The organism is Streptomyces specialis, from assembly GCF_001493375.1.
Classification (GTDB): domain Bacteria; phylum Actinomycetota; class Actinomycetes; order Streptomycetales; family Streptomycetaceae; genus Streptomyces; species Streptomyces specialis.
The window spans coordinates 60759-83147 of sequence record NZ_LN929756.1; the positions used below are offsets into that span (position 1 = coordinate 60759).

At 73.9% G+C, this 22389-nt stretch carries 27 protein-coding genes; 10 read left to right on the plus strand and 17 right to left on the minus strand.

Translation table 11 applies throughout. From position 1 onward, the window contains the following. Window positions 1–12: 12 nt before the first annotated feature. On the minus strand, window positions 13–537 hold the full coding sequence (locus BN2279_RS01165; protein WP_059005802.1) for an RsiG family protein: 525 nt from the start codon (window positions 535–537) through the stop codon (window positions 13–15). Between the two features lie 153 nt (window positions 538–690). On the opposite strand from BN2279_RS01165, the gene dtd reads away from it, so the two are divergent. Further along, window positions 691–1116 carry a D-aminoacyl-tRNA deacylase gene (dtd, locus tag BN2279_RS01170; protein WP_059005803.1) on the plus strand — a complete coding sequence of 142 codons (426 nt, stop codon included), beginning with the start codon at window positions 691–693 and terminating at the stop codon, window positions 1114–1116. Between the two features lie 54 nt (window positions 1117–1170). Here dtd and ygfZ read toward each other — a convergent pair whose 3' ends face one another. From ygfZ to BN2279_RS01200, 6 genes are all read right to left on the minus strand, one after another. Next, window positions 1171–2148: a CAF17-like 4Fe-4S cluster assembly/insertion protein YgfZ gene (gene ygfZ / locus BN2279_RS01175; protein WP_059005804.1), complete on the minus strand. Its 978-nt coding sequence runs from the start codon at window positions 2146–2148 to the stop codon at window positions 1171–1173. A gap of 21 nt (window positions 2149–2169) precedes the next feature. Next, window positions 2170–2619, minus strand: a complete 450-nt coding sequence (locus BN2279_RS01180; RefSeq protein ID WP_059005805.1) for a Fur family transcriptional regulator — start codon at window positions 2617–2619, stop codon at window positions 2170–2172. 99 nt (window positions 2620–2718) lie between these two features. Then, window positions 2719–3912, minus strand: coding sequence for an ABC transporter permease (locus BN2279_RS01185; protein WP_059005806.1), 1194 nt, complete (start codon window positions 3910–3912; stop codon window positions 2719–2721). After that, complete coding sequence (locus BN2279_RS29680) at window positions 3909–4631, minus strand: ABC transporter ATP-binding protein (protein WP_059005807.1); 723 nt, start codon at window positions 4629–4631, stop codon at window positions 3909–3911. The genes BN2279_RS01185 and BN2279_RS29680 overlap by 4 nt, the downstream gene beginning before the upstream one ends. Then, window positions 4628–5725 (minus strand): peptidoglycan-binding domain-containing protein, encoded by a 1098-nt coding sequence (locus tag BN2279_RS01195; protein ID WP_059005808.1) that lies wholly within the window; start codon window positions 5723–5725, stop codon window positions 4628–4630. Before BN2279_RS01195 ends, BN2279_RS29680 begins: the two co-directional genes overlap by 4 nt. Window positions 5726–5728: 3 nt before the next feature. After that, window positions 5729–6289: a hypothetical protein gene (locus tag BN2279_RS01200; RefSeq protein WP_059005809.1), complete on the minus strand. Its 561-nt coding sequence runs from the start codon at window positions 6287–6289 to the stop codon at window positions 5729–5731. Window positions 6290–6419: 130 nt separating this feature from the next. Here BN2279_RS01200 and BN2279_RS01205 point away from each other — a divergent pair, with 130 nt between their 5' ends. Continuing rightward, window positions 6420–7175, plus strand: a complete 756-nt coding sequence (locus tag BN2279_RS01205) for an SDR family oxidoreductase (RefSeq protein ID WP_059005810.1) — start codon at window positions 6420–6422, stop codon at window positions 7173–7175. A gap of 385 nt (window positions 7176–7560) precedes the next feature. On the opposite strand, the gene BN2279_RS01210 is transcribed toward BN2279_RS01205, so the two are convergent. From BN2279_RS01210 to BN2279_RS01220, 3 genes are all read right to left on the minus strand, one after another. Continuing rightward, a complete protein-coding gene (locus BN2279_RS01210) occupies window positions 7561–8967 on the minus strand; it encodes a sensor histidine kinase (protein WP_234347263.1) in 1407 nt (468 codons plus the stop codon). After that, window positions 8964–9683, minus strand: coding sequence for a response regulator transcription factor (locus BN2279_RS01215; RefSeq protein WP_059005811.1), 720 nt, complete (start codon window positions 9681–9683; stop codon window positions 8964–8966). The genes BN2279_RS01210 and BN2279_RS01215 overlap by 4 nt, the downstream gene beginning before the upstream one ends. Before the next feature lie 62 nt (window positions 9684–9745). After that, the gene (locus BN2279_RS01220) at window positions 9746–10324 is read right to left on the minus strand and encodes a heme-binding beta-barrel domain-containing protein (protein ID WP_059005812.1); all 579 of its coding nucleotides are present in this window, start codon (window positions 10322–10324) and stop codon (window positions 9746–9748) included. Between the two features lie 405 nt (window positions 10325–10729). Here BN2279_RS01220 and BN2279_RS01225 point away from each other — a divergent pair, with 405 nt between their 5' ends. After that, the gene (locus tag BN2279_RS01225) at window positions 10730–11092 is read left to right on the plus strand and encodes a DsrE family protein (RefSeq protein WP_059005813.1); all 363 of its coding nucleotides are present in this window, start codon (window positions 10730–10732) and stop codon (window positions 11090–11092) included. A 139-nt stretch (window positions 11093–11231) separates the two neighbouring features. Here BN2279_RS01225 and BN2279_RS01230 read toward each other — a convergent pair whose 3' ends face one another. The 6 genes from BN2279_RS01230 to BN2279_RS01250 all read right to left on the minus strand — a co-directional run bounded on the left by BN2279_RS01230 (window position 11232) and on the right by BN2279_RS01250 (window position 14651). Then, the gene (locus tag BN2279_RS01230) at window positions 11232–11519 is read right to left on the minus strand and encodes a DUF1416 domain-containing protein (RefSeq protein WP_059005814.1); all 288 of its coding nucleotides are present in this window, start codon (window positions 11517–11519) and stop codon (window positions 11232–11234) included. Between the two features lie 27 nt (window positions 11520–11546). Then, complete coding sequence (locus BN2279_RS01235; protein ID WP_059005815.1) at window positions 11547–12386, minus strand: sulfurtransferase; 840 nt, start codon at window positions 12384–12386, stop codon at window positions 11547–11549. A 148-nt stretch (window positions 12387–12534) separates the two neighbouring features. Next, window positions 12535–12636, minus strand: coding sequence for a putative leader peptide (locus tag BN2279_RS31310; protein WP_407702178.1), 102 nt, complete (start codon window positions 12634–12636; stop codon window positions 12535–12537). A 101-nt stretch (window positions 12637–12737) separates the two neighbouring features. Further along, a complete protein-coding gene (locus BN2279_RS01240; RefSeq protein ID WP_059005816.1) occupies window positions 12738–13460 on the minus strand; it encodes an LmeA family phospholipid-binding protein in 723 nt (240 codons plus the stop codon). A 136-nt stretch (window positions 13461–13596) separates the two neighbouring features. Continuing rightward, window positions 13597–14388, minus strand: a complete 792-nt coding sequence (locus tag BN2279_RS28275) for a hypothetical protein (protein WP_059005817.1) — start codon at window positions 14386–14388, stop codon at window positions 13597–13599. Then, entirely contained in the window at window positions 14385–14651 is a 267-nt protein-coding gene (locus BN2279_RS01250) for a MoaD/ThiS family protein (RefSeq protein ID WP_059005818.1), read from the minus strand. The genes BN2279_RS28275 and BN2279_RS01250 overlap by 4 nt, the downstream gene beginning before the upstream one ends. 272 nt (window positions 14652–14923) lie before the next feature. On the opposite strand from BN2279_RS01250, the gene BN2279_RS01255 reads away from it, so the two are divergent. The 5 genes from BN2279_RS01255 to BN2279_RS01275 all read left to right on the plus strand — a co-directional run bounded on the left by BN2279_RS01255 (window position 14924) and on the right by BN2279_RS01275 (window position 20190). After that, complete coding sequence (locus BN2279_RS01255; RefSeq protein ID WP_059005819.1) at window positions 14924–15682, plus strand: winged helix-turn-helix transcriptional regulator; 759 nt, start codon at window positions 14924–14926, stop codon at window positions 15680–15682. Between the two features lie 111 nt (window positions 15683–15793). Then, the gene (locus BN2279_RS01260; protein ID WP_059005820.1) at window positions 15794–16819 is read left to right on the plus strand and encodes a LacI family DNA-binding transcriptional regulator; all 1026 of its coding nucleotides are present in this window, start codon (window positions 15794–15796) and stop codon (window positions 16817–16819) included. Between the two features lie 318 nt (window positions 16820–17137). Further along, window positions 17138–18043 carry a S1C family serine protease gene (locus BN2279_RS01265; RefSeq protein ID WP_234347270.1) on the plus strand — a complete coding sequence of 302 codons (906 nt, stop codon included), beginning with the start codon at window positions 17138–17140 and terminating at the stop codon, window positions 18041–18043. A 15-nt stretch (window positions 18044–18058) separates the two neighbouring features. Further along, window positions 18059–18775, plus strand: a complete 717-nt coding sequence (locus BN2279_RS01270; protein ID WP_059005821.1) for a response regulator transcription factor — start codon at window positions 18059–18061, stop codon at window positions 18773–18775. Window positions 18776–18777: 2 nt separating this feature from the next. Next, window positions 18778–20190: a HAMP domain-containing sensor histidine kinase gene (locus BN2279_RS01275; protein ID WP_059005822.1), complete on the plus strand. Its 1413-nt coding sequence runs from the start codon at window positions 18778–18780 to the stop codon at window positions 20188–20190. A gap of 22 nt (window positions 20191–20212) precedes the next feature. Here BN2279_RS01275 and soxR read toward each other — a convergent pair whose 3' ends face one another. Beyond that, window positions 20213–20725 (minus strand): redox-sensitive transcriptional activator SoxR, encoded by a 513-nt coding sequence (gene soxR, locus BN2279_RS01280; protein WP_059005823.1) that lies wholly within the window; start codon window positions 20723–20725, stop codon window positions 20213–20215. A gap of 81 nt (window positions 20726–20806) precedes the next feature. On the opposite strand from soxR, the gene BN2279_RS01285 reads away from it, so the two are divergent. Together BN2279_RS01285 and BN2279_RS01290 are read left to right on the plus strand one after the other, a co-directional pair. Then, complete coding sequence (locus BN2279_RS01285) at window positions 20807–21649, plus strand: metallophosphoesterase family protein (RefSeq protein ID WP_079031713.1); 843 nt, start codon at window positions 20807–20809, stop codon at window positions 21647–21649. Next, window positions 21646–22368: a 4'-phosphopantetheinyl transferase family protein gene (locus tag BN2279_RS01290; protein ID WP_059005825.1), complete on the plus strand. Its 723-nt coding sequence runs from the start codon at window positions 21646–21648 to the stop codon at window positions 22366–22368. Before BN2279_RS01285 ends, BN2279_RS01290 begins: the two co-directional genes overlap by 4 nt. Window positions 22369–22389: the final 21 nt, after the last annotated feature.

Below are 22389 nucleotides of genomic sequence, written 5' to 3' on the forward strand. Positions count from 1 at the left end.
TGGCGTGCGGCGTCAGGAGAGCAGGTCGTCGACCTGCGCCTCCCCCACACGGTACCTGCGGGCGATTTCCTTGCCGCAGGCGTCCGCCGTCCGTTGCAGGGACTGCCGACGCCGCGACACCTGCGCCTCCCAGCGGGCGAGCCGGCCCAGCGCGTCGTGCAGTTCGTCGTCCCCCAGGGCGGTCAGGTCGGACAGCGAGACCTCGTCGAGCATCTCCTCCGCCAGCCGCCGGTACTCCTCGCTCACGGGCGGCCCGAGCGTCACGTGCCGCGCCGACGAGCGGTGCCGTGACGGCTCGTCCGTCAGGATGCTGGGGAGCTGCGCGAGCAGCCCCGGCTCCTGGGCGACCCGCCGCCGCCGCTCCGCCTCCAGGATGTCGATCCGCCCCTGCAACAGCCGCCGGACGAAACTGAGATCTGCCTCCTCGCGGATCGCCGCCCGGCGCAGCTCCCGCACCTGCGGCAGGCCGAGCGCGGTCAGCTCCGGCTGCGCGACGTCCCGGGGGGTGCTGCGTGTATCGGGACCCGGTGTGATCATCCGCTTTAAGTCCCCTCGTCCCCGTTTCGGTCCGGTAGCGCGGTACGTACCCCGTGACACGCATCGTGTCACTGTGCACCCGTCACGCGCAGCGCCGTGGCACCCATCCGGCTCCCCCGCACCGAACAGTAACGTTCCGGCATGATGGCCCTTATGCGAGCTGTGGTACAGCGGGTGGACGGCGCGGCCGTCACCGTCGACGGCGAGACCGTCGGTGAAATCGTGGGCCAGGGGCTGTGTGTGCTGGTCGGGGCCACGCACGAGGATACGGCCGAGACCGCCGAGCGGCTCGCCCACAAGCTGTGGACCCTCCGGGTCCTCGACGGCGAGAAGTCCTGCTCCGACGTGGGAGCCCCGCTGCTTATCGTTTCGCAGTTCACTCTCTACGGTGACGCCAGGAAAGGACGTCGCCCCACCTGGAACGCCGCCGCGCCCGGCGCGCTCGCCGAACCGCTCGTCGAAACGGTCTGCGCGCGGCTGCGCGCCCTCGGCGCCCGCGTCGAAACGGGCCGGTTCGGCGCGGACATGCGCGTCACGCTGACCAACGACGGCCCGTTCACCGTGCTCCTGGAGCTGTGACCCCCCGGGACTCCCGGGACTCCCGGGGACCCCCGGGACGCCCGGGGGGCCGGTTCAGGGCTCGACCACCGTCTCCTGCGCGGCCGGGGTGTTCTCCCCGACCAGCAGCCCGGCGTCCACCGGCACGTTCCGCTTCACCAGCGCCAGCGCGATCGGCCCCAGCTCGTGGTGCCGGGCCGACGTCGTGACGAAGCCCAGCTCGCGCCCCCCGGCGCCGTCCGCCGCCAGCCGCACCGGTTCGCCGTGCTCCGGCAGCCTCACATCGCTGCCGTCCAGGTGCAGGAAGACCAGGCGGCGCGGTGGCCGGCCCAGGTTGTGCACCCGGGCCACGGTCTCCTGGCCCCGGTAGCAGCCCTTGTTCAGGTGGACCGCCGTCTCCAGCCAGCCCAGCTCGTGCGGGATCGTCCGGTGGTCGGTCTCCCGGCCCAGCCGGGGCCGGCGCCCCTCCACCCGCAGCGCCTCGTACGCCAGCACCCCGGCCGCCGGGCCGTGCCCGGCGGCGAACGCGGCCAGCTCCTCGCGCGGCAGGAACACGTCCCGCCCGTGCGGCGTCTCGCGCACCACCGTCCCGTCCGGCACGGTCGCGATCGAACCGGCCGGCAGGTGCACCACGGCGAACTCCCCGGTGCGGTCCGCGAGTTCCACCCGGTAGAGGAACTTCATGGTCTCCAGGTACGCCAGCAGCGCCGCCGCCGCGCCCGGCTCGGTGTGGATCCAGGTCGTCTCGCCGTCGTCCACCAGATAGAGCACGTGCTCGATGTGCCCCTTGGCGGACAGGATCAGCGACTCCGTGGCCCGGCCCGGCGCCAGCTCCGCCACATGCTGGGTGAGCAGCAGATGCAGCCAGCTCAGCCGGTCGGGACCGGACACCGTCACCACGTCACGGTGCGACAGATCGACCAGACCCTCGCCCCTGGCCAGCGCCCGTTGCTCCTTGAAGAGGTCCCCGTAGTGCGCGGCGACTCCGGCGTCCGGCTCGACGGCGGGCACGGCACCGGGCAGGGACAGCAGCGGGCTCACATACGGCGTCATGCCGTCCAGCCTACGGCTGCCCTACGGACCCTCGCCCGGGTCCTCCCCGGCCAGCCGGGCCGTGCAGTCGCCGCAGCGGCCGAAGATCGCGAAGTGCCGCAGATCGGTGTCGAAGCCGAACGACTCGCGCAGCCGCTCCGCGAACGGACCGGCCACCTCCATGTCCGCCTCGACGACCCGCTCGCAGTCCCGGCACATCAGGTGCAGATGCCGGTGCCGCTCCGCCAGGTGATACGTCGGCGCGCCGTGGCCGAGGTGGGTGTGGGAGACCAGACCCAGCTCCTCCAGCAGCTCCAGCGTGCGGTAGACCGTCGAGATGTTGACACCGCCGGCCGTGCGGCGGACCTCCGTGAGGATGTCCTCCGGGGTGGAGTGCTCCAGCTTCTCGACAGCTTCGAGCACAAGCTGGCGCTGCGGCGTCAGCCGGTAGCCACGCTTGCGCAGATCCGTCTGCCAGTCGGTGCTCACCACGCAGCCCAGTGTAGGAGAGGGACAGGGCACGGACCCCGCCCGAGGGGATCCGGCGGGGTCCGTGCCGAGGAGGCGGACACCATCCTGCTGGTCCGCGCGTCAAACCGCCGTAAGTGCCTCCGTCGGCGCGAGCCGCGCCGCCCGCAGCGCCGGGTAGAACCCGGCGAGCCCGCCGATCACCAGCGTCGCGCCGAGCCCGCCCGCCATCGCCCAGGCCGGGACCAGCGCGGGCCAGCCCTGGGTGGCCGCGTACCCGGCGGTCACCGCGATCCCGGCCAGCACACCGCCCGCGCCACCGAGCGCGGACAGCAGCAGCGACTCGATCAGGAACTGGTCCCGGACCTGCCCCCTGGTCGCGCCCAGCGCGCGCCGCAACCCGATCTCGGAGCGGCGTTCGAGCACCGAGATGACCATGGTGTTGGCCACCCCGACACCGCCGACCAGCAGCGCCACCGCGCCCAGGCCCAGCAGCAGCCCGCCCAGCGCCTCGTCGGCGGCCTCCTGCGCGGCCAGCGCGTCGGAGGGACGGGACACCTTCACCTCGTTCGGCGCGGCCGGGTTGGCGGGGGCCGCCAGCACGTCCCGCACCTCGGGGACGGCGGCCTCGTCGGCCCTGGCGTACACGGTGGTCGGGTGGCCGTCGAAGCCCAGCTCCTCCTCGGCGAACGCCCAGCCGACCAGCGCCGACGAGTCCAGCTCCGGCGTGAGCGGCGCCGGACGCAGGATGCCGACGACCACGCACCACCGGCCGCCGAGCCACACCAGCGCGCCCGGCTCGTGCACCCCGAGCCCGGCGGCGGCGTCCGCGCCGAGGACGACGGACGGATACGCGCCGGTGGCCTCGTTCAGCCACGCGCCCTCCGCGATCCCGGCCCCCACGGTCTCCGGCAGCCCGAGCCGCGCCGCGTACCCCCCGATACCGCTGGTCTCGGGCTCCGGCACGTGATCGTTGCGGTACACGGACACCTCGACCCGGCCGGTGGCGCCGACCGACTCCACGGGCCCCACGCGGGCGATCATCTCCTCGGCCTCGTCCGGCAGATGGGACGTGCCGCCGGTGAAGGACTGGCCGGGCGCGACGGTCAGCAGGTTCGTCCCCAGCGCGTCGAGCCGCCGGTCCAGGTCCTCGCGGCCGGAGGTCGAGATCCCGACGACGGCGATCATGGCCGCGATCCCGATGGCGATGCCCAGCGCGGACAGGAACACCCGCACCGGCCGCGTCCGCAGCCCGCTCGCCCCGACCCGGACGGCGTCCCCAGGCCGCAGCCGCGCGGCCCGCAGCGGATCGTTCACCGTGCCCCACCCCCGGCCGAGTCGTCGGCGATCCGGCCGTCCCGCAGCCGTACCTGGCGCGGCAGCGAGGCCGCGATGTCCTGGTCGTGGGTGATGACCACGACCGTGGTGCCCGCCGCGTGCAGGTCACGCAGCAGCCCCATCACCGTCCTGCCCGACGCCGAGTCCAGCGCGCCGGTCGGCTCGTCCGCCAGCAACAGCCTGGGACCTCCCGGGCCGGACGCCCCCGACGGGTCGCCCAGCACCGCGCGGGCGATCGCGCACCGCTGCTTCTCGCCGCCGGACAACTCGTGCGGCCGGTGGCGCAGGCGGTGACCGAGGCCCACCCGGCGCAGCGCCTCCTCCGCCAGCGCCCGGCGCCGGGCGCGCGGCGTGCCGCCGTACAGCAGGCCGTCGGCCACGCTGTCCAGCACGGGTACGCCCGCCGCCAGATGGAACTGCTGGAAGACGAACCCGATGGTCCGCGCCCGCAGCGCCGCCAGCCGCCGGTCGGACAGCCCGCCCACGTCGTGCCCGTCGATCCTGACCACTCCGGACGTGGGCCGGTCCAGCGTGCCCATCAGGTTGAGCAGCGTCGACTTGCCGGAGCCGGACGGGCCGACCACGGCGACGAGTTCGCCGCGCCCGATCGTCAGCGTGGCGTCCCGCAGGGCCGTCACGCCGCCGTACTCCCGGCCGACGCCGCGCAGCTCGACCACCGGGGGAACCGTGCCGCTCACTCGGGCACCCCCACCACGGTCCCGTCCCGCACGCCCTCGCCCGCCACCTCGACCATCCCGTCCGCGAAGAGCCCGGTGGTCACCTCGACATACGCCGTGGAACCGTCCGCCGCGACCACCTCCAGCCCGTAGCCGCCCTCGCGGAGCGCGACCAGCGCCGTGACCGGCACGGTCAGCACGTCCTCGCGCTTCTCCGCCGCGAGCCGCACCGTCACCGGCGCGGCCTGGTACGTGCCCAGCGCCTCCTGGTCGGCCACGTCGAGCACCAGCGGGATCGTGACGACCGCCTCGCCTTGGCCCTCCGGCGGCTGCTCGGCCACGGCCGCGCCGATCCCGGTGACCTCGGCCTCCAGCGCGGTGCCGTCCGGCAGTTCGACGGTGGCCGTGGTGCCCTCCGCCACCAGGTCCTCCAGATCGGCCGCCAGATCGACGTCGATCCGCCGGTCGGTCCCGGTGATGTCCAGCAGCGGCCCCTCGGCCGGGGCGCCGGGCGCGAGGTGCGTCTGCTGGACGCGCACCGGGCCCGGCGCCACCGCCGCGTCCGCGACGGCGACGGTTCCGGTCGGCTCGCGGCCGATGTCGTCCTGCCACGCCTCGACGGCCGCCGCCGTGGCGTCCGTGTAGCTGTCGTCGGCGGTGAAGCCGGTGTAGCCGAGTTCGGCGAGGTTCCGTTCCAGCAGCTCGACGTCCTCGCCCTCATCTCCGGGCTGGAGCGGCCGGTAGAGCGGCTGGTCGCCGTAGAGCAGCGGGACGGGCTGCGCGTTCACCGTGTACAGGGCCTCGCCCCGGCTCACGGGGGCGCCGGGCGCGGCGAGCCACGTCACGACGCCCGGCCCGTCCCCGGCGGGCTGGCCCTCGGCCGGCGGCGGGGCGGGCGGGGCGGTCACGGTCACCGGGTCGCCGTAGCCGAGGGTGCCGGTGACCTCCTCGACGCGGGTCAGCGTCCCGGTGGTCACCTCGGCGGTCGCGGGCGGCCCGTCGGGCGCGTCCCCGGCCGGGCCGGTGCCGCTCCCGCCGAACCCGCTCGCGGCCAGGCCGCCGGCGCCGACCGAGACCAGCGCGCCCACGGCGATCAGGGCGGTGCGGAGCCTCATCGCTCAGCCCCTCCCCAGCGCCGTCAGGTGCTCCTCGCAGGACGCCAGCGCCTCGTCCCAGCCCGGTACGGACGGATCGACCGCGCCCGGCTGGAAACCCACGCCGGGCTCGGGGTCCGGCAGGTCCACCCCGTTCTCCCGCATGCAGACGGCGAATTCCTCCATGGCCGCGAACTGCTCGTCGGTCGGCTCCGCGCGCTCCTCCATGAGCTGGTCGGGCGCCAGGTCGCGGCACGCCTCGAACGCCACCATCAGCGCGTCGCGGTCGCCGTTCCCGACGGCGGCCTGGAAGTCGATCTCACCGGTCTCGGGGTCCGGGTCGGGCACGTCCACGCCGTTCTCGCGCAGGCACTCCGCGAAGAGCTGTGCCTCCTCGACGGGATCGGCCTCGGCCGCCTCGGCGGCACCGCCGTCGCCGTCGCCGTCCACGGACGCGACGCCGTCGCCGTTCCCGGAGCCGCCGGAGTCACCGGAGCCGTCCGATCCGCCGCACGCGCCGAGCGGCAGCAGGGTGAGCAGGACGAGGGGCAGGAGCCGCCGTAGAGTTCTGGGATTCGTATGCATGCCGGTGATGCTGCGCGGCGTATGTGGGTGTTCCCCGCGTGCCGCCTCAAAGCCCGCTGGGAACGGCGGCCGGCACGACGGCCGGGACGACGACCGGAACGACGACCGGAACGACACAGGGAGCGGCGCGGTGGATCTGGGACTGGCGGATCGGGTCTATGTGGTGACCGGCGGCAGCAAGGGCCTGGGCTTCGCCACGGCCGCCGCGCTGGTGGCCGACGGCGCGCGCGTGGTGGTGTCCTCGCGCGACGAGGGGAACGTGTCCGCCGCCGTGGAACGCCTCGGCGGCGCGGGCCGGGCCCTCGGCGTGGCGGCGCACCTCGGCGACCCCGAGGCGGCCGGACGGCTGGTGGACACGGCGCTCCAGGGCTTCGGGCGGCTGGACGGCGCGCTGGTCTCGGTCGGCGGACCGCCGCCTGGCACGGCGGCCGAGGTCGGGGACGAGCAGTGGCGCACGGCGTTCGAGCACGTCTTCCTCGGCGCGGTCAGGACCGCCCGCACGGTCGTGGGCCGGCTGACGGCCGGCGGCGCGGTCGGGATGGTCCTGTCCACCTCGGCGCGCTCCCCGATCCCGGGCCTCGGCATCTCCAACGGCCTGCGGCCCGGCCTCGCCATGGTCGCCAAGGACATGGCGGACGAGTTCGGCCCGCGCGGCATCCGCGTCTTCGGCCTGATGCCGGGCCGGATCTCCACCGACCGGATGCGGGAGCTGGACGCGGCGGCCGGCGACGCGGCCCGCCGCCGCGCCCTGGAGGTGATCCCGCTGGGCCGCTACGGCGAGCCCGACGAGTTCGGCCGCACCGCCGCGTTCCTCCTGTCCCCGGCCGCGAGTTACGTCACCGGCACCGTCGTCCCGATCGACGGCGGCGCCCTGCGCACCCCCTGACCCCGCCACCGGGACGGACGGCCGCTTGCCCGCGTCCGTACGGGGTGCGGGTTCGCGGCGGGCGGTTCGTCGCGCTCGGGGTGCCCGTGCCGCGTCGCCCTGCGGGCGGCCTGGTTCCGCCGCTCCCGACGGGCGGTTGCCGGCGCCCGCACGGGGTGCGGTGTTGTGGGGTCGCGGCGGGTGGTTCGTCGCCCCGGGGTGCCCGTGCCGCGTCGCCCTGCGGGCGGCCTGGTTCCGCCGCTCCCGACGGGCGGTTGCCGGCGCCCGCACGGGGTGCGGTGTTGTGGGGTCGCGGCGGGCGGTTCGTCGCCCCCGGGGTGCCCGTGCCGCGTCGCCCTGCGGGCGGCTCGCGTTCGCCGCACCTGTGCCCGGGGCGGGGTGCCGTTCAGCCGTCGTCGTGGGGGAGCAGCAGGCGGAACGTCGCGCCCTCGCCGGGGGCCGTGTCCAGCTCGATGCGGCCGTCGTGGGCCCGTGCCAGGGCGGCGGCGATGGGGAGGCCGAGGCCGGTGCCGCCGCCCTGGGCCGGGGTGACGCGGTAGAGGCGGTCGAAGACCCGGGCGGCGTGCTCCGGGGCGATGCCCGGCCCGGTGTCGGTGACCCCCACGAACGCCGTCCCGCCGTCCGGGGCGGTGCCGACGCGGAGAGTGACGGTGGCGTCGGGCGGGGTGTGGCGGAGGGCGTTCGTCAGGAGGTTGCTGACGATCTGCCGCAGCCGCAGCGGATCGCCGGAAACGGTCACCGGCTCCACGCCGTCCAGCGTGATCGTCCGGTCCGGGGCGTGGGCGCGGGCGTCATGGGCCAGGTCGGCGGCCAGCTCCAGCAGATCGACCGGGCGGCGTTCCAGGCGCGGATGTTCGTCGAGGCGGGCCAGCAGCAGCAGGTCCTCCACCAGCACCCCCATCCGTTTCGCCTCCGCCTCGATCCGCGCCAGCGCCTCGGCGCCGTCGCCGCCCCGGCGGCTCAGCTCGGCGAAGCCGCGGATCGACGTCAGGGGCGTGCGCAACTCGTGCGAGGCGTCGGACAGGAACCGCCGCAGCCGCCGTTCCGACGCCCGGCGCGCGGTGATCTCCGCCTCGACACGGTCCAGCATCGCGTTCATCGCCAGCCCGAGGCGGCCCGGCTCGGTGCGCGGGTCGGTGCCGGGGACGCGGCGCGCGAAGTCACCGGCGCTGATGTGGCCCGCCGTGGCCTCCATCCGCGTCAGCGGGCGCAGCCCGAGCCGGATCATCCAGGCCGCGCCCAGGCCGAGCAGCAGCAGCACCACGCCGGTCACGGCGGCGTCGATGGCCAGCAGCCGCCGGACGATCCCGTCCGCCTGGTCGGTGGAGAGCGCCGTGACGACCAGCCCGCCGTCCGACGTCGCACGGGGGAGGACGCGCCACTCGCCGTCGCCCGCCCGGTCCGGCACGGTGAACGGTGTCCCGTCCCGTTCGAGCAGCGTCGCCGCCGGCGGCAGCTTGGCGCCGGGGCCGGAGGCGGACGCGTCCGGCAGCGACGCGAGGACGGACCCGTCCGGGCCCAGCACGTACAACTGGCTGGTCCCGTCGAACCGCCCGGCCAGCACCGTCTGGCCCACGGGCATGGCCGAGGCCATCTCGGCGAGCCGCTCCGCGCTGAACACGCTGTCCTCCGGCGACTGTTCGCCCTCGCCGGTGCCGATCCCGATGAGCTGCTCGTCCAGCCGGTCCATCAGATAGGTGCGCAGCAGCACGATCCCGGCGGCGTTGGCGGCCAGCAGCGCCAGCCCGGCGAGCGCCGCGGTGATGAGGACCAGCCGCGTCCGCAGGGTCACGACGGGCCGCGCAGGACGTAGCCGACGCCACGCACGGTGTGGATCAGCGGCGGCCGGCCGCCGTCGATCTTCTTGCGCAGGTACGAGACGTAACTCTCGACGATCCGCGGGTCGCCGCCGAAGTCGTAGGACCAGACCCGGTCCAGGATCTGCGACTTGCTGAGCACCCGCCCGGCGTTCACCAGCAGATAGCCCAGCAGCCGGAACTCGGTGGGGGACAGCTCCACCACCACGCCTCCGCGCCGCACCTGATGGGCGTCCTCGTCCAGCTCCAGGTCGGCGTAGCGCAGCACCGGGTCCCGGGCCGGTGACGGCTCCCGCGCCTCCTGCCCGCGCCGCAGGATCGCGCGGACCCGCAGCACGACCTCCTCCAGGCTGAACGGCTTGGTGACGTAGTCGTCGCCGCCGACGCTGAGGCCCTCGACGCGGTCGGTCACGTCGTCACGGGCGGTGAGGAACAGCACCGGCACGCGGCAACCGTCGCGGCGCAGCGTGCGCGCCACCTCGAAGCCGTCGAGGCCGGGCAGCACGACGTCGAGCACGATCAGGTCGGGCGGCGGCCCGGTCCGCACGGCGTTGAGCGCCGACGGGCCGCTGTCGGCGCAGCGCACCGCGAAGCCGGTGAGGCGGAACGTCTGGGCCAGCAGGTCCCGGATGTTGGGCTCGTCGTCCACGACGAGCAGCGTGGCCGGGGCGGCGGATTCGGGAGTGGACACCCGGTGGTGTCTACTCCCGCAACCTTGGAATCCCCTGAGAACGGCCGGCCCGGCGGGCGCGCTCAGCGGAAGAACGCGATGCCGTCGTCCGGCAGGTTCTTCAGGTCCGCGACCCATTCCTTCGGGTTCACGGTCTTCTTCAGGTGCGCCGACATGTACGGCCGCAGCGCGATGTCCGGGGTGGCCTTCTCGCCGACCCACATCAGGTCACCGTTCACATAGCCGTACAGCCGCTTGCCGCCCGAGTAGGCGGGGGAGCCCTGGGTGCGGGCGACGGCGTCCGTGACGAGGTCGATCTGCGGCTTGCCCTCGGCCAGCTCGCCGTACCAGATCTCCGCGACGCCCTGGTCGCGGATCATCGTGACCTCGACCTGCCGGTCGGGCTTGATCCGCCAGAAGCCGTGCTCGGACTCCAGCGGCTCCAGCCGGTTGCCCTCGGCGTCCAGCCGCCAGGTGTGCGAGGCGTACTCCAGGAAGTCGCGTCCGTCGTGCGAGAAGGACGCCTCCTGGCCGAAGTTGCATGCCTCCTGCCCGGGGTCCCCGAACTTGTCGAGGGCCGCGACGCCCGCGCCCTGCCACGTGCCCAGGAGGAACACGAGCGGCACCAGCTCCGGGTGGAGGTCGGAGGGGATCTCGATCATGGATCAGCGCTGACCCTGGTAGAGCCTCATCACGACCAGGGCGGCGAACGCGGCGCTGCCGACACCCACCGCGACCATCAGAGTGATGAAGAAAGCCTCCAGCACGGCGTGCTCCTTGCCCCTGCGATGTGAAATACGTCCGGGTCCGAGTCTAGTCCTCGCGAGCGGGGGAATCTCAGTGGGTGGGCCGCACGGGCACGCGGCTTGCGTGCGGCCTTGACCGTTTTGTGATCACTGCGGCTGAACGTCTTCGTTCGCTCTCGCGTCTAAGCGCGTGGAAAGGGTGTGATCATGAGTTGTCCGAACTGCGGTGGAGCCATGCATCAGGGACCGCGCGGGGATTGGGTCTGCGCCACTTGTGGCACGACTCGTTAGCGCCGTGGATCTCACGACTACGGTGGCGCCATGGCTCAGAAGCTGGTGATCAAGGTGACGGCGGGGGCGGACGCCCCCGAGCGGTGCTCGCAGGCGTTCACGGTGGCGGCGGTGGCCGCCGCCAGCGGGGTGGAGGTCTCGCTGTGGCTGACCGGGGAGTCCGCGTGGTTCGCGCTTCCCGGACGGGCGGCGGAGTTCCAGTTGCCGCACGCGGCGCCGCTGCCGGACCTGATCGACGGTATCCAGGCCGGGGGGCGGATCACGCTGTGCACGCAGTGTGCCGCCCGCAGGGGGATCGATGAGGAGGATGTGATCGACGGGGTGCGGATCGCCGGGGCACAGGTCTTCGTGAGCGAGATCATGCCCGACGGGGTGCGCGCGCTCGTCTACTGACAGCGCCGGACGGGTCCTTCCGGGACGCGCCGGGCCCGCCGGCACCTGACGGAAGCACGGGCGAGACACATGCGAACAGGCACGACGAGGCCGCGCCCCCCGGCCGGACGACCGGGGGACGCGGCCTTCGGCACGCGGGTCACACCGCGATGGTGACCTCGGTCAGCCCGCCCTGCTGGGCGACGACCTTGCGTTCCGCGGTGCCGCCGGGCACGAGAGCGCGCACGGTCCAGGTGCCCTCCGCCGCGTAGAAGCGGAACTGACCGGTCGCGGAGGTGGGGACCTCGGCGGTGAACTCACCGGTGCTGTCCAGCAGTCGGACGTAGCCGGTCACCGGCTCGCCGTCCCGGGTGACCGAACCCTGGATGGTGGTCTCACCGGGCTTGATTCCCGCGGCGTCCGGGCCGCCGGGCTTCGCTCCGCACATGCGCTCTTCCCTCTCGTGTGACGTGGCTTACTTGGCCGGGCCGGTCTCGACCGGCACCCCGACCAGCGAGCCGTACTCGGTCCAGGAGCCGTCGTAGTTCTTGACGTTCGGCACGCCCAGCAGCTCGTGCAGCACGAACCAGGTGTGCGCGGAACGCTCACCGATGCGGCAGTAGGCGATGGTGTCCTTGCCCAGGTCCACGCCCTCCTCCTGGTACAGCTCCGTCAGCTCCTCGTCGGAACGGAAGGTGCCGTCGTCGTTCGCCGACTTCGACCAGGGGATGTTGCGGGCGCTGGGGATGTGGCCGGCGACCTGCGACTGCTCCTGCGGCAGGTGCGCGGGGGCCAGCAGCTTGCCGCTGAACTCGTCGGGGGAGCGGACGTCCACCAGGTTCTGGGCGCCGATCGCGGCCACGACCTCGTCGCGGAAGGCGCGGATCGAGGTGTCCTGCTCCTTCGCCCGGTACTCGGTGGCGGCGCGCTGCGGCACGTCCTCGACCAGCTCGCGGGCGTCCAGCTCCCACTTCTTGCGACCGCCGTCCAGCAGGCGGACGTCCGCGTGGCCGTAGAGCTTGAAGTACCAGTAGGCGTAGGCCGCGAACCAGTTGTTGTTGCCGCCGTAGAGCACGACGGTGTCGTCGTTGCCGATGCCCTTGGCGGACAGGAGCGCCTCGAAGCCGGACTGGTCCACGAAGTCGCGGCGGACCGGGTCCTGGAGCTCCTTCTTCCAGTCGATGCGGATGGCGTTCCGGATGTGGTTCTTCTCGTAGGCGGACGTGTCCTCGTCGACTTCCACGATCACGACCTTGGGGTCGTCGATGTGGTCCTGGACCCAGTCGGCGTCCACCAGGACGTCACTGCGGCTCATACGTGTGTCTCCTTCGGCGATCGGGCAGGGAGGGGTGATGCGTACCGGGGTGGGTGGACGCCGACTGGGTCCAGGACCACTTCGACGGCGCGGCGCCTTCCCAAGGCGCGGGCGTGGGGGGCGCCGCGCGGGGAGGGGGCGTGGTCCGTCAGCCGACGCGGCGACAGAGCATGGCGGCGACGCGGCACAGATCAACCGCCCGTCGCTTCGTCAGTCCCCCGGCGGGGGTACCCGTGGCCTGTCGCGTCATGCCCGCGCTCGTACGGAGACAGCGGCGGTCATGTCACCGCTGTACCGGATACTGAGACGATATTGACTGCGATGTGGGATAAGAGGTCTCCGTGGCCCGGGTCAGCCGGTGAAGTTCACGCCGCTGCCGGTGATGGTGAGCGCCAGCCCGTCCTCCGTGGGCTCCAGGGACTCCAGTGACAGGCCGCTGGGCAGACCCGCGATCTCCCGTTCCATGTCGAGCTGTTGGCGGATCGTCTCCTGAACCTGGGGGCCGCCGGTGTCGGGGATGTCCTCGTCCGCGACCTCCAGCCGGATGGAGCCGTTCTCCAGCACGATGTCGCCGGTCACCTCGCCCACGTCCAGGCTCTGGCCCAGCACGGACGCCTGGAGGGTCAGCAGCAGCCGCCCCCCTTCGGCGTACCCGAACTCGACGCCGAAGCCGTTGCCGCTGACGGCCAGCAGCTCGCCGTACGCCCGGGTCAGCTCCTCCCAGGAGATCAGCCCCTCGCCGCCGGCCCGTTCGGCGACCGCGCTGGAGTACCCGCTGCCCAGCTCCACGTCGTCCAGCCGGACGTCCAGCTCCTCCAGGGTCAGGGTCTGGTCCTCCACCCGCGCCTCGTACCCGTCGAGACCGAGGTCCACCCGGTCCAGGTGGCTCCCCAGCACCTGGGTCAGGAAGGGGAAGCCCCTGATGGACACGTCCGGCTCGGACGACAGCTCCAGGCTGGTCCTGGCCTGGGAGGCGACCTCGCCCTGGGCCATGAACAGCGCGATCCGGTCGGCGATCAGGGCGAGCACCAGCAGCCCGCCGAAGACGATCAGACTTATCCGCAGTGCTCGCATCGGCCCGTTCCCCCAGGGTCTGGTTCTCAAAACCCGGCGAGCCTAACCCGCGGCGGGACCGCCAGGACGGGTGGGGCGTGGCTTGCAGCACGGCCGTTACGAAAGCCGCGACGGCCCGCGACAGGCCCTCGCGGGACTACAGCAGGACCCGCGTCAGCGCGTAGCAGACCGGCGCGGCGACGGTCAGCGGCAGCGCGACGCCCGCCGTGAAGTGCACGAAGCGGGACGGGAAGTCGTAGCCGGCCACCCGCGGCCCGGCGGGCGCGGCCAGACCGCCCGCCACGGCGAACACCGACGCGTCCGCGCCGCCCAGGTCGCCGAGCCGGGCGCCCGCCACCCCCACCGCCGCGGCGGCGGCCACCGCCAGCGCGGCGGCCACCGCCCCCGGCGCCGGGACCGCCCGGAACAGGGGGGCAGCACCCACCGCCGCGGCCGTCACCGCGACCGCCGCCGTGGAGCCGCCGGCCGCCGCCAGATGGCCCGCGCCCAGCGCCGTCAGCAGCGGCGCCGCGGCGGTCGCGGTCAGCGAGTCGAGCCGCTCGTCCGCCGAACCCCGGTGCCGCAACTGGAGCACGATCACCAGCAGGAACCACACGCCCAGCACGCCGAGCATCGCCTCGGTCGCCCGGTCGGCGTCCGCGACCAGCACCGCCGCGTCCGTCACCAGCCCGCCCGCGAAGGCCAGCGCGATGCCCTGCCGGGCCGGCCACATGCCGTTCAGCCGGAACCAGCCGGCCGCCGTCACCGCCTGGAGCACCACCACGGCGGGCAGCGCCGCGCCCCGCCCCAGCGGCACGGTCGCCGCCAGCAGCGCGGCCAGCGCCACGGTCAGCGCGGCGGGCCCGAGCCCCGGCGCGATGATCGGCGACCGCGCCCGGTGCCGCGCCCTGGCCGGCTGGGACTCCTCGCTCGTCCGTACGCCGCTCACCGGGCACCGCCCGCGAACGGGGGGAGCACCTCGACCGTGGAGCCCTCGGCGAGCTCGACGCTGTCGTGGCCGCGCGCCCCGACCTGCTCGCCGTCCACCAGGAAGGAGCACCGGGTGAGCACCCGCGCGAAGTCGGGCCGGTCGGCGTGGCGGTCCCGCGCGGCGGCCAGCGCACCGGCGAGCGTCGTGGCCTCGTACGTCTCCTCCGCCGTACCGGCGGCGGCTTTCGCCGCGGCCCAGTACCGGATCGTGCCGCTCGGCATCGCCGTGCTCCGTTCCTCCGGGGCGCTTCCCCGATCCCACCGCCGTCTGCGTGCCGACCCATGATGACGCCTGATCCGGACTGGATACACGTCCGGCCCAGCGCGAGCCGGACAGGAGTGTGATTCCCGCCAGTACGCAAGGTGAATTGTTTCGGCTATGCTGCTCCCCAAGTAAGGATCCGGGCACTGTCGCCACCCCGGGTCCTTTCGCGCTTTCTGGGCAGAGCCGCTCGAATCGTCCCCCGCCAGGACTGAGGAAGGAACGCCCCCCTATGAGCTCGCTGCTTCTCCTGACCAACGCCCTTCAGCCGTCCTCGCAAGTGCTGCCCGCCCTGGAGCTGCTGCTCCACAACGTGCGCGTGGCACCGGCCGAGGGCCCTGCCCTGGTGGACGCCCCGAGCGCGGACGTCATCCTCATCGACGGCCGCAAGGACCTGCCGCAGGTCCGTTCGCTGTGCCAGCTCCTGCGGTCCACCGGCCCCGGCTGTCCGCTGGTGCTCATCGTGACCGAGGGCGGCCTCGCCGCCGTCACCGCTGACTGGGGCGTGGACGACGTGGTGCTGGACACGGCGGGCCCCGCCGAGGTCGAGGCCAGGCTGCGGCTGGCCACCGGCCGCCAGCAGCTCTCCACCGACGACAGCCCCATGGAGATCCGCAACGGCGACCTGTCGGTCGACGAGGCCACCTACAGCGCCAAGCTCAAGGGCCGGGTCCTGGACCTGACCTTCAAGGAGTTCGAGCTGCTGAAGTACCTCGCGCAGCACCCGGGCCGCGTCTTCACCCGCGCCCAGCTCCTCCAGGAGGTCTGGGGCTACGACTACTTCGGCGGCACCCGCACCGTGGACGTCCACGTCCGCCGGCTGCGCGCCAAGCTCGGCCCCGAGCACGAGGCGCTGATCGGCACCGTGCGCAACGTCGGCTACCGCTTCGTGGTGCCCGAGAAGGAGAAGGCCACCGAGGACGAGCACGCCCGCGCCGTCACGCGCGAGGCCGAGCAGCTCGTCAAGGAGGCCGCCGCGCGCCGCGACTGACCGGCCGCCGCCCCGCGCCCACCGGGCCGGACAGGCACCGGCCCCGCCACCGCCCTGTGGGATACGGAACCCCGTATCCCACAGGGCGGTGGCGCGCGTAGACTACGCATTGTGGCCAAGGTGACGCGGGACGACGTGGCGCGGCTGGCGGGTACCTCGACCGCCGTCGTCAGCTATGTCATCAACAATGGGCCGCGTCCGGTGGCCGCGAGCACGCGGGAACGGGTGCTCGCGGCGATCAAGGAGCTGGGGTACCGGCCGGACCGGGTGGCGCAGGCGATGGCCTCCCAGCGGACGGACCTCATAGGCCTGATCGTGCCGGACGCGAGGCAGCCGTTCTTCGCGGAGATGGCGCACGCGGTCGAGCAGGCCGCCGCCGAGCGCGGGAAGATGGTCCTGGTGGGGAACTCGGACTATCTCGACGAGCGCGAGGTGCACTACCTGCGGGCGTTCCTCGGGATGCGGGTCTCCGGCCTGATCCTCATCAGCCAGGGCCCCAGCGAGCACGCCGCCGCCGAGATCGACGCCTGGGACGCCCGCGTGGTGCTGCTGCACCGGCGGCCCGACGCCATCGACGACGTGGCCGTCGTCCTGGACGACATCGACGGCGCCCGGCAGATCACCCGCCACCTGCTGGTGGACCACAAGCTTCCGTATGTCGCCTGCCTCGGCGGCGTGGACTCCACGCCGGAGTCCGGGGACCCGGTGACCGACCATGTGACGGGCTGGCGGCGGGCCATGGCGGACGCCGGGCTGAGCACCGCGGGGAAGCTGTTCAAGGCGCCGTACAACCGGTATGACGCGTATCGCGTCGCGCTGGACCTGCTGGCCGGGCCCGACCGGCCGCCGGCCCTCGTCTGCGCGACCGACGACCAGGCCATCGGCGTGCTGCGGGCGGCGCGCGAGCTGCGCATCGACGTGCCGGGCGAGCTGGCGGTCGCGGGCTTCGACGACGTGAAGGAGGCGGCGCTGACCGATCCGCCGCTCACCACGGTCGGCTCGGACCGGGAGGCGATGGCCCGCGCGGCGGTCGACCTGGCCATAGACGACCCGGAGCAGGGGCCCGGGGACCGGGTGCGGCAGTTCCCGGTGGCACTGCGGATCCGCCGCTCCTGCGGCTGCGCCCCGACCGGCTGAGCGCCCGGCTCACCAGCCGGGACGCGACGCCGGATGACAAGGCGATTTTCGGAGAGAACTCTGAGCCGCGGCTCAGAGTCCTCTCATCTTCCCGGCCCACAGTCGGTCGCATGGACGCACACCACACGCACATGTCTCTTACACCCATTCGTCGCTGCCGACGCCCACGCTAGGGTCGTGCTCGTTCGCTCCACATCCATCGACGACAAACAATGAACTTGCGTGTTCAGACCAGCCTTCCGCTCTTTGTGCTTTTTTCTCGCCCGCTGCCACCCGTGGACGCGCCCCTCTCCTCTTCGCCGGCGGGTTCAGTTCTGTATAGGAGCCGGCGCCCCGGCCGTGGCGGGTCACCGGTCGCGGCGGGCCCGCGGGTCGGTGTCGCTGTTCGCCGCGGTCGCCCTCGTCGCCGCCGCGGTCGGCGGCGGGACCGCGGCCCTGATCGACGGCACCACGGCCGCGTCCGGCGGCGGCTCGTCGGCGGTGTCCGCCACGACCGTGGCCGACCAGGCCGCCGCGGACGGCGGGACCGTGGCGTCCGTCGCCGCCGCCGTGGGCCCCAGCGTGGTGGAGATCACCTCCGGCACCGCGACCGGCTCCGGCGTGATCCTCTCCGAGGACGGCGAGATCCTCACCAACAACCATGTCGTCTCCGGCGCCACCACCGTCGAGGTCACCTTCTCCGACGGCACCACCGCGCCCGCCGAGGTCACCGGCACCGACCCCGACACCGACCTCGCGGTGCTCCGCGCCGAAGGCGTCAGCGGCCTGACCCCGGCGACCCTCGGGGACTCCGACGACGTCTCGGTGGGCGATCAGGTCGTCGCCATCGGCTCCCCCGAGGGCCTGACCGGCACGGTCACCAGCGGCATCGTGTCCGCGCTCGACCGCGAGGTGACCGTCGCGAAGGACGAGGGGACCGGCGGCGCGCAGCCGGGCCGGGGCGAGCCGTGGCCGTTCGAGTACGGCGGCGGCCAGTACAACGGCGACCTCGGCTCGTCCACCACCACCTACGAGGCCATCCAGACCGACGCCTCCCTCAACCCCGGCAACTCCGGCGGCGCCCTGGTCGACATGGACGGCGAGGTCATCGGCGTCAACTCCGCCATGTACAGCGCCTCGGCCGACTCCGGCAGCGCCGGCCTCGGCTTCGCCATCCCCGTCAACACGGTGAAGGACGTGCTCGCCTCCCTGGAGGCGGGAACGGGCACCGGCAGCGGCGCCTGAGGCGAGACTTTTCCCATGAGTGACGGTGCCCGCGTGCTGATCGTGGACGACGAGCCCGCCGTGCGGGAGGCGCTCCAGCGCAGCCTCGCCTTCGAGGGATATGTCACCGAGACCGCGGTGGACGGTGTGGACGCCCTGGCCAAGCTGGAGACGTACGCGCCCGACGCCGTCGTCCTCGACGTCCTCATGCCGCGCATGGACGGGCTCACCACCGCCCGCCGGGTCCGCGCCGTCGGTGACCGGGTGCCCATCCTGATGCTCACCGCCCGCGACACGGTCGGTGACCGGGTCAGCGGCCTCGACGCGGGCGCCGACGACTATCTGGTGAAGCCGTTCGAGCTGGACGAGCTGCTGGCCCGCCTCCGGGCGCTGCTGCGCCGCGGCTCGTACTCCCTCGCCGGCGGGCAGGAGACCCGGACCGAGGCGGCGCGCGAGCGGATCCTGTCGTTCGCGGATTTGCGGATGAACCCGGCCACCCGCGAGGTCACCCGCGGCGAACGCGTGATCGAGCTGACCAGGACGGAGTTCACCCTGCTGGAGCTGCTGCTGGACCACCCGCGGCAGGTCCTCACCCGCGAGCAGATCCTGCACGCCGTCTGGGGCTTCGACTACGAGCCCTCGTCCAACTCCCTGGACGTGTACGTCATGTATCTGCGCCGCAAGACCGAGGCCGGGGGCGAGCCGCGTCTGGTGCACACGGTGCGGGGCGTCGGCTACGTCCTGAGGGTGTGAGCGTGCGGCGCGCGTTCGCGGCGCTGCCGCTGCGGTCCCGGCTGGCCCTGCTGACCGGACTGGCCGTGGCCTTCGCGGTGGCGGTGTGCGCGGCGGCGGCCTGGTTCGTGGTGCGCGGGCAGCTCATGGCGTCGCTGGACGACTCGCTGCGCGACAGCGCCGGCCGGGACGAGCTGACGCAGGCGCTGGGCGCGCCCTGCGAGATCGAGCCGGACGAGCTGGAGCAGATCCCCGGGCTGGTCCGCGACCCGATGCAACTGGTCACCGCCGACGGGGTCACGTGCGTCCTGGCCGGCGCGGTCAGCCTGGAGCCGTCCGAGGCGGACATGGCCGTCGCCCGGCTGGGCCTGGGCGAGACGCTGCACGACGCGCGGGGCTCGGACGGCGAGGAGTACCGGGTGCTGACCCGGCCCGTGCGCGGGGCCGCCATCACGGTGGCCAGGCCGCTGTCGGAGGTGCACGAGCCGCTGCGGGCGCTGGCCGCCGTGCTGGCGCTGGTCGCCGCGCTGGGCGCGGTGGGCGGCGCGGGCGCCGGGGTGGTGCTGGCGCGGGCCGGGCTGCGGCCCGTCGACCGGCTCACCGACGCGGCCGAGCACATCGCCCGTACCGAGGATCTGAGCGTCCGGATCCCGGTGACGGGCGACGACGAGATCGCGCGGCTGTCCCGTTCGTTCAACTCGATGACCGCCGCCCTGGCCTCCTCCCGGGACCTGCAACAGCAGCTCATCGCGGACGCCGGGCACGAGCTGCGGACGCCGCTGACCTCGCTGCGCACCAACATCGAGCTGCTGGCGCGCAGCGAGCTGACCGGCCGGCCGCTGCCGGCGGCGGACCGGCGGGACCTGATGGCGTCGCTGACCGCGCAGCTCAGCGAGCTGGCCTCGCTCATCGGCGATCTCCAGGTGCTGTCCCGGCCGGAGCGGGCGGTGGGCAGCGAACGGTCCCGGGAGGTGGTCGGGCTGCACGAGACGGCCGCCAGGGCGGTGAGCCGGGCCCGGCTGCGCGCCCGTACCCTGCCCATCACCGCAGAGCTGGAGCCCTGGTACGTGCGGGGCGAGCCGGCCGCGCTGGAGCGGGCGGTGGTCAACCTGCTGGACAACGCGGTCAAGTTCGGCGCCGACGACGAGCGGGGCGTGGACCTGGTGCTGCGGGACGGGGTGCTGCGCATCCGCGACCACGGGCCCGGCGTGCCGCCCGACGACCTGCCGCACGTCTTCGAACGGTTCTGGCGTTCCCCGGGCGCCCGGGGGCTGCCCGGCTCGGGCCTGGGGCTGTCGATCGTCGCCAGGACCGTCCGCGAGTGCGGCGGCGAGGTCGCCCTGCGGCCCGCCGAGGGCGGCGGCACCGAGGCGTTGCTCACCCTGCCCGGCGCCCCGGTGCCGCCGCCGGGCGGCGAGGGCACGGAGGACGAGTAGGCGCGGCGGGTGGGCCGTGGGGTCAGCGGCAGGAGGGAGCGCACTCCTGGCCGGCGGCGGCGCCGGCCGTCGCAGTGGCGGGCGCGGGCTCGGTCAGCAGGCGGCGCGGGCCGCAGCCCTGCTCGCCGCAGATGTCGTACGGGTTGGCGAGCATGCAGCTCTCCAGGGACAGGCAGCCGCAGCCGATGCAGTCCGTCAGGTTGTCCCGCAGCCGCGCGAGCTGCCGGATGCGGGCGTCGAGGTCGGCCCGCCAGGACTCCGAGACGACGGCCCAGTCCTGCTTGGTCGGTGTGCGGCCCTCCGGCAGTTGGGCCAGCGCCTCGCGGATCGCGTTCAGCGGCATCCCGACGTTCTGCGAGACGCGGATGAACGCGACGCGCCGCAGGGTGTCGCGGCGGTAGCGCCGCTGGTTGCCGGTGGTGCGGCGGCTGCTGATGAGGCCCTGCTCCTCGTAGAACCGGAGTGCCGAGTTGGCGACGCCGCTGCGCTGGGCAAGCTGCCCGATGGTGAGTTCCTTCGCGATCTGGGGTGCCATGCGGCCATCGTAGCGAGAGTTCAACAAATCTTGAGATTCATGGGTTAGCGTGAAGATCCTGGCCGATGAGGGGAGTTGCGCGTGGGGAAGCTGGTGGCCATCAGCGATCTGCATGTGCGGTATGCCGAGAACCGGCAGATAGTCGAGCGGCTGCGACCGGCCGGCGAGGACGACTGGCTGCTGGTCGCGGGGGACGTCGGCGAGACGGTCGCGGACGTGGAGTGGACCCTGGAGCTGCTCAGCCGCCGGTTCGCCCGGGTGGTGTGGGTCCCGGGCAACCACGAGCTGTGGACCACGACCGACGACCCGGTGCGGCTGAAGGGCGTCGAGCGGTACGAGCACCTGGTCGGGATGTGCCGGCGGCTCGGGGTGCTCACGCCCGAGGACCCGTACCCGGTGTGGGAGGGCGACGGCGGCCCGGCGGTGATCGCGCCGCTGTTCCTGCTGTACGACTACACGTTCCGCCCGGCCGGCACCGCCACCAAGGAGGAGGCGATGGCGATCGCCAAGGCGGCGGGCGTGATCTGCACCGACGAGTACTTCCTGGCCCCCGACCCGTACCCCACGCGCGACGCCTGGTCCCGGGCGCGGGTGGAGGAGACGGAGAAGCGGCTGACCCGGGAGGTGCCGGACGGCCTGCCCACCGTCCTGGTCAACCACTGGCCCATCGTGCGCGAGCCCACCCGCGTGCTGCGGTACCCGGAGTTCGCGCTGTGGTGCGGCACCGAGGCCACCGAGGACTGGCCGCGCCGCTTCCGGGCCGCCGCCGTCGTCTACGGCCACCTCCACATCCCGCGCCTGATCTGGCACCACGGGGTGCCCCACCAGGAGGTCTCGCTGGGGTATCCCCGGGAGTGGCAGCCGCGCGGCACCCCGCCGGGGCGGCTGACGCAGATCCTGCCGCCGGTGGCGGTGGGGCCGTGATCGAGGAGCTGCTGCCGCCCGGGGTGGCGGCCGTCGAGGCGTTCACGGACCCGGCCGAGCCACCCGCGCTGTTCCCCGAGGAGGAACGCCACATCGCGCGGGCCGTGGACAAGCGGCGCCGCGAGTTCTCCACCGTGCGGGTCTGCGCCCGCGCCGCGCTGGACCGGCTCGGCGGGCCGCGTGTGCCGCTGGTGCCGGGGGAGCGGGGGGCGCCCGGCTGGCCGGACGGCTTCGTCGGGAGCATGACGCACTGCCACGGCTACCGGGCGGCGGCGGTCGCGCGGTCCGGCGAGCTGGCGAGCGTCGGGATCGACGCCGAGCCGAACGAGCCGCTGCGGGAGCGGGGCGTGCTGGACACCATCGCGCTGCCCGGGGAGCGGGTGGCCCTGGCCGGGCTGGCGGCGCGGCGGGCGGACGTGGCCTGGGAGCGGCTGCTGTTCAGCGCGAAGGAGAGCGTCTACAAGGTGTGGTTCCCGCTGACCCGCCGCTGGCTCGACTTCGAGGAGGCGGCGATCACCATCGACCCGGACGCGGGCACGTTCACCGCCCGGCTGCTGGGGCCGGGCCCGGAGGGGGACGGGGTGCGGCTGCCCGGGTTCACCGGCCGGGGGCTGGCCCGGGACGGGCTGCTGGTCACGGCGATCGGCGTGGCCCGCCGTCCCGCCGCGCCGCCGGGGCCGCGCGACGCGCACGGCGAGCCGGCCGACGTGCCGGTGTGAGGCCGCCCCGGCGCGGGGTGC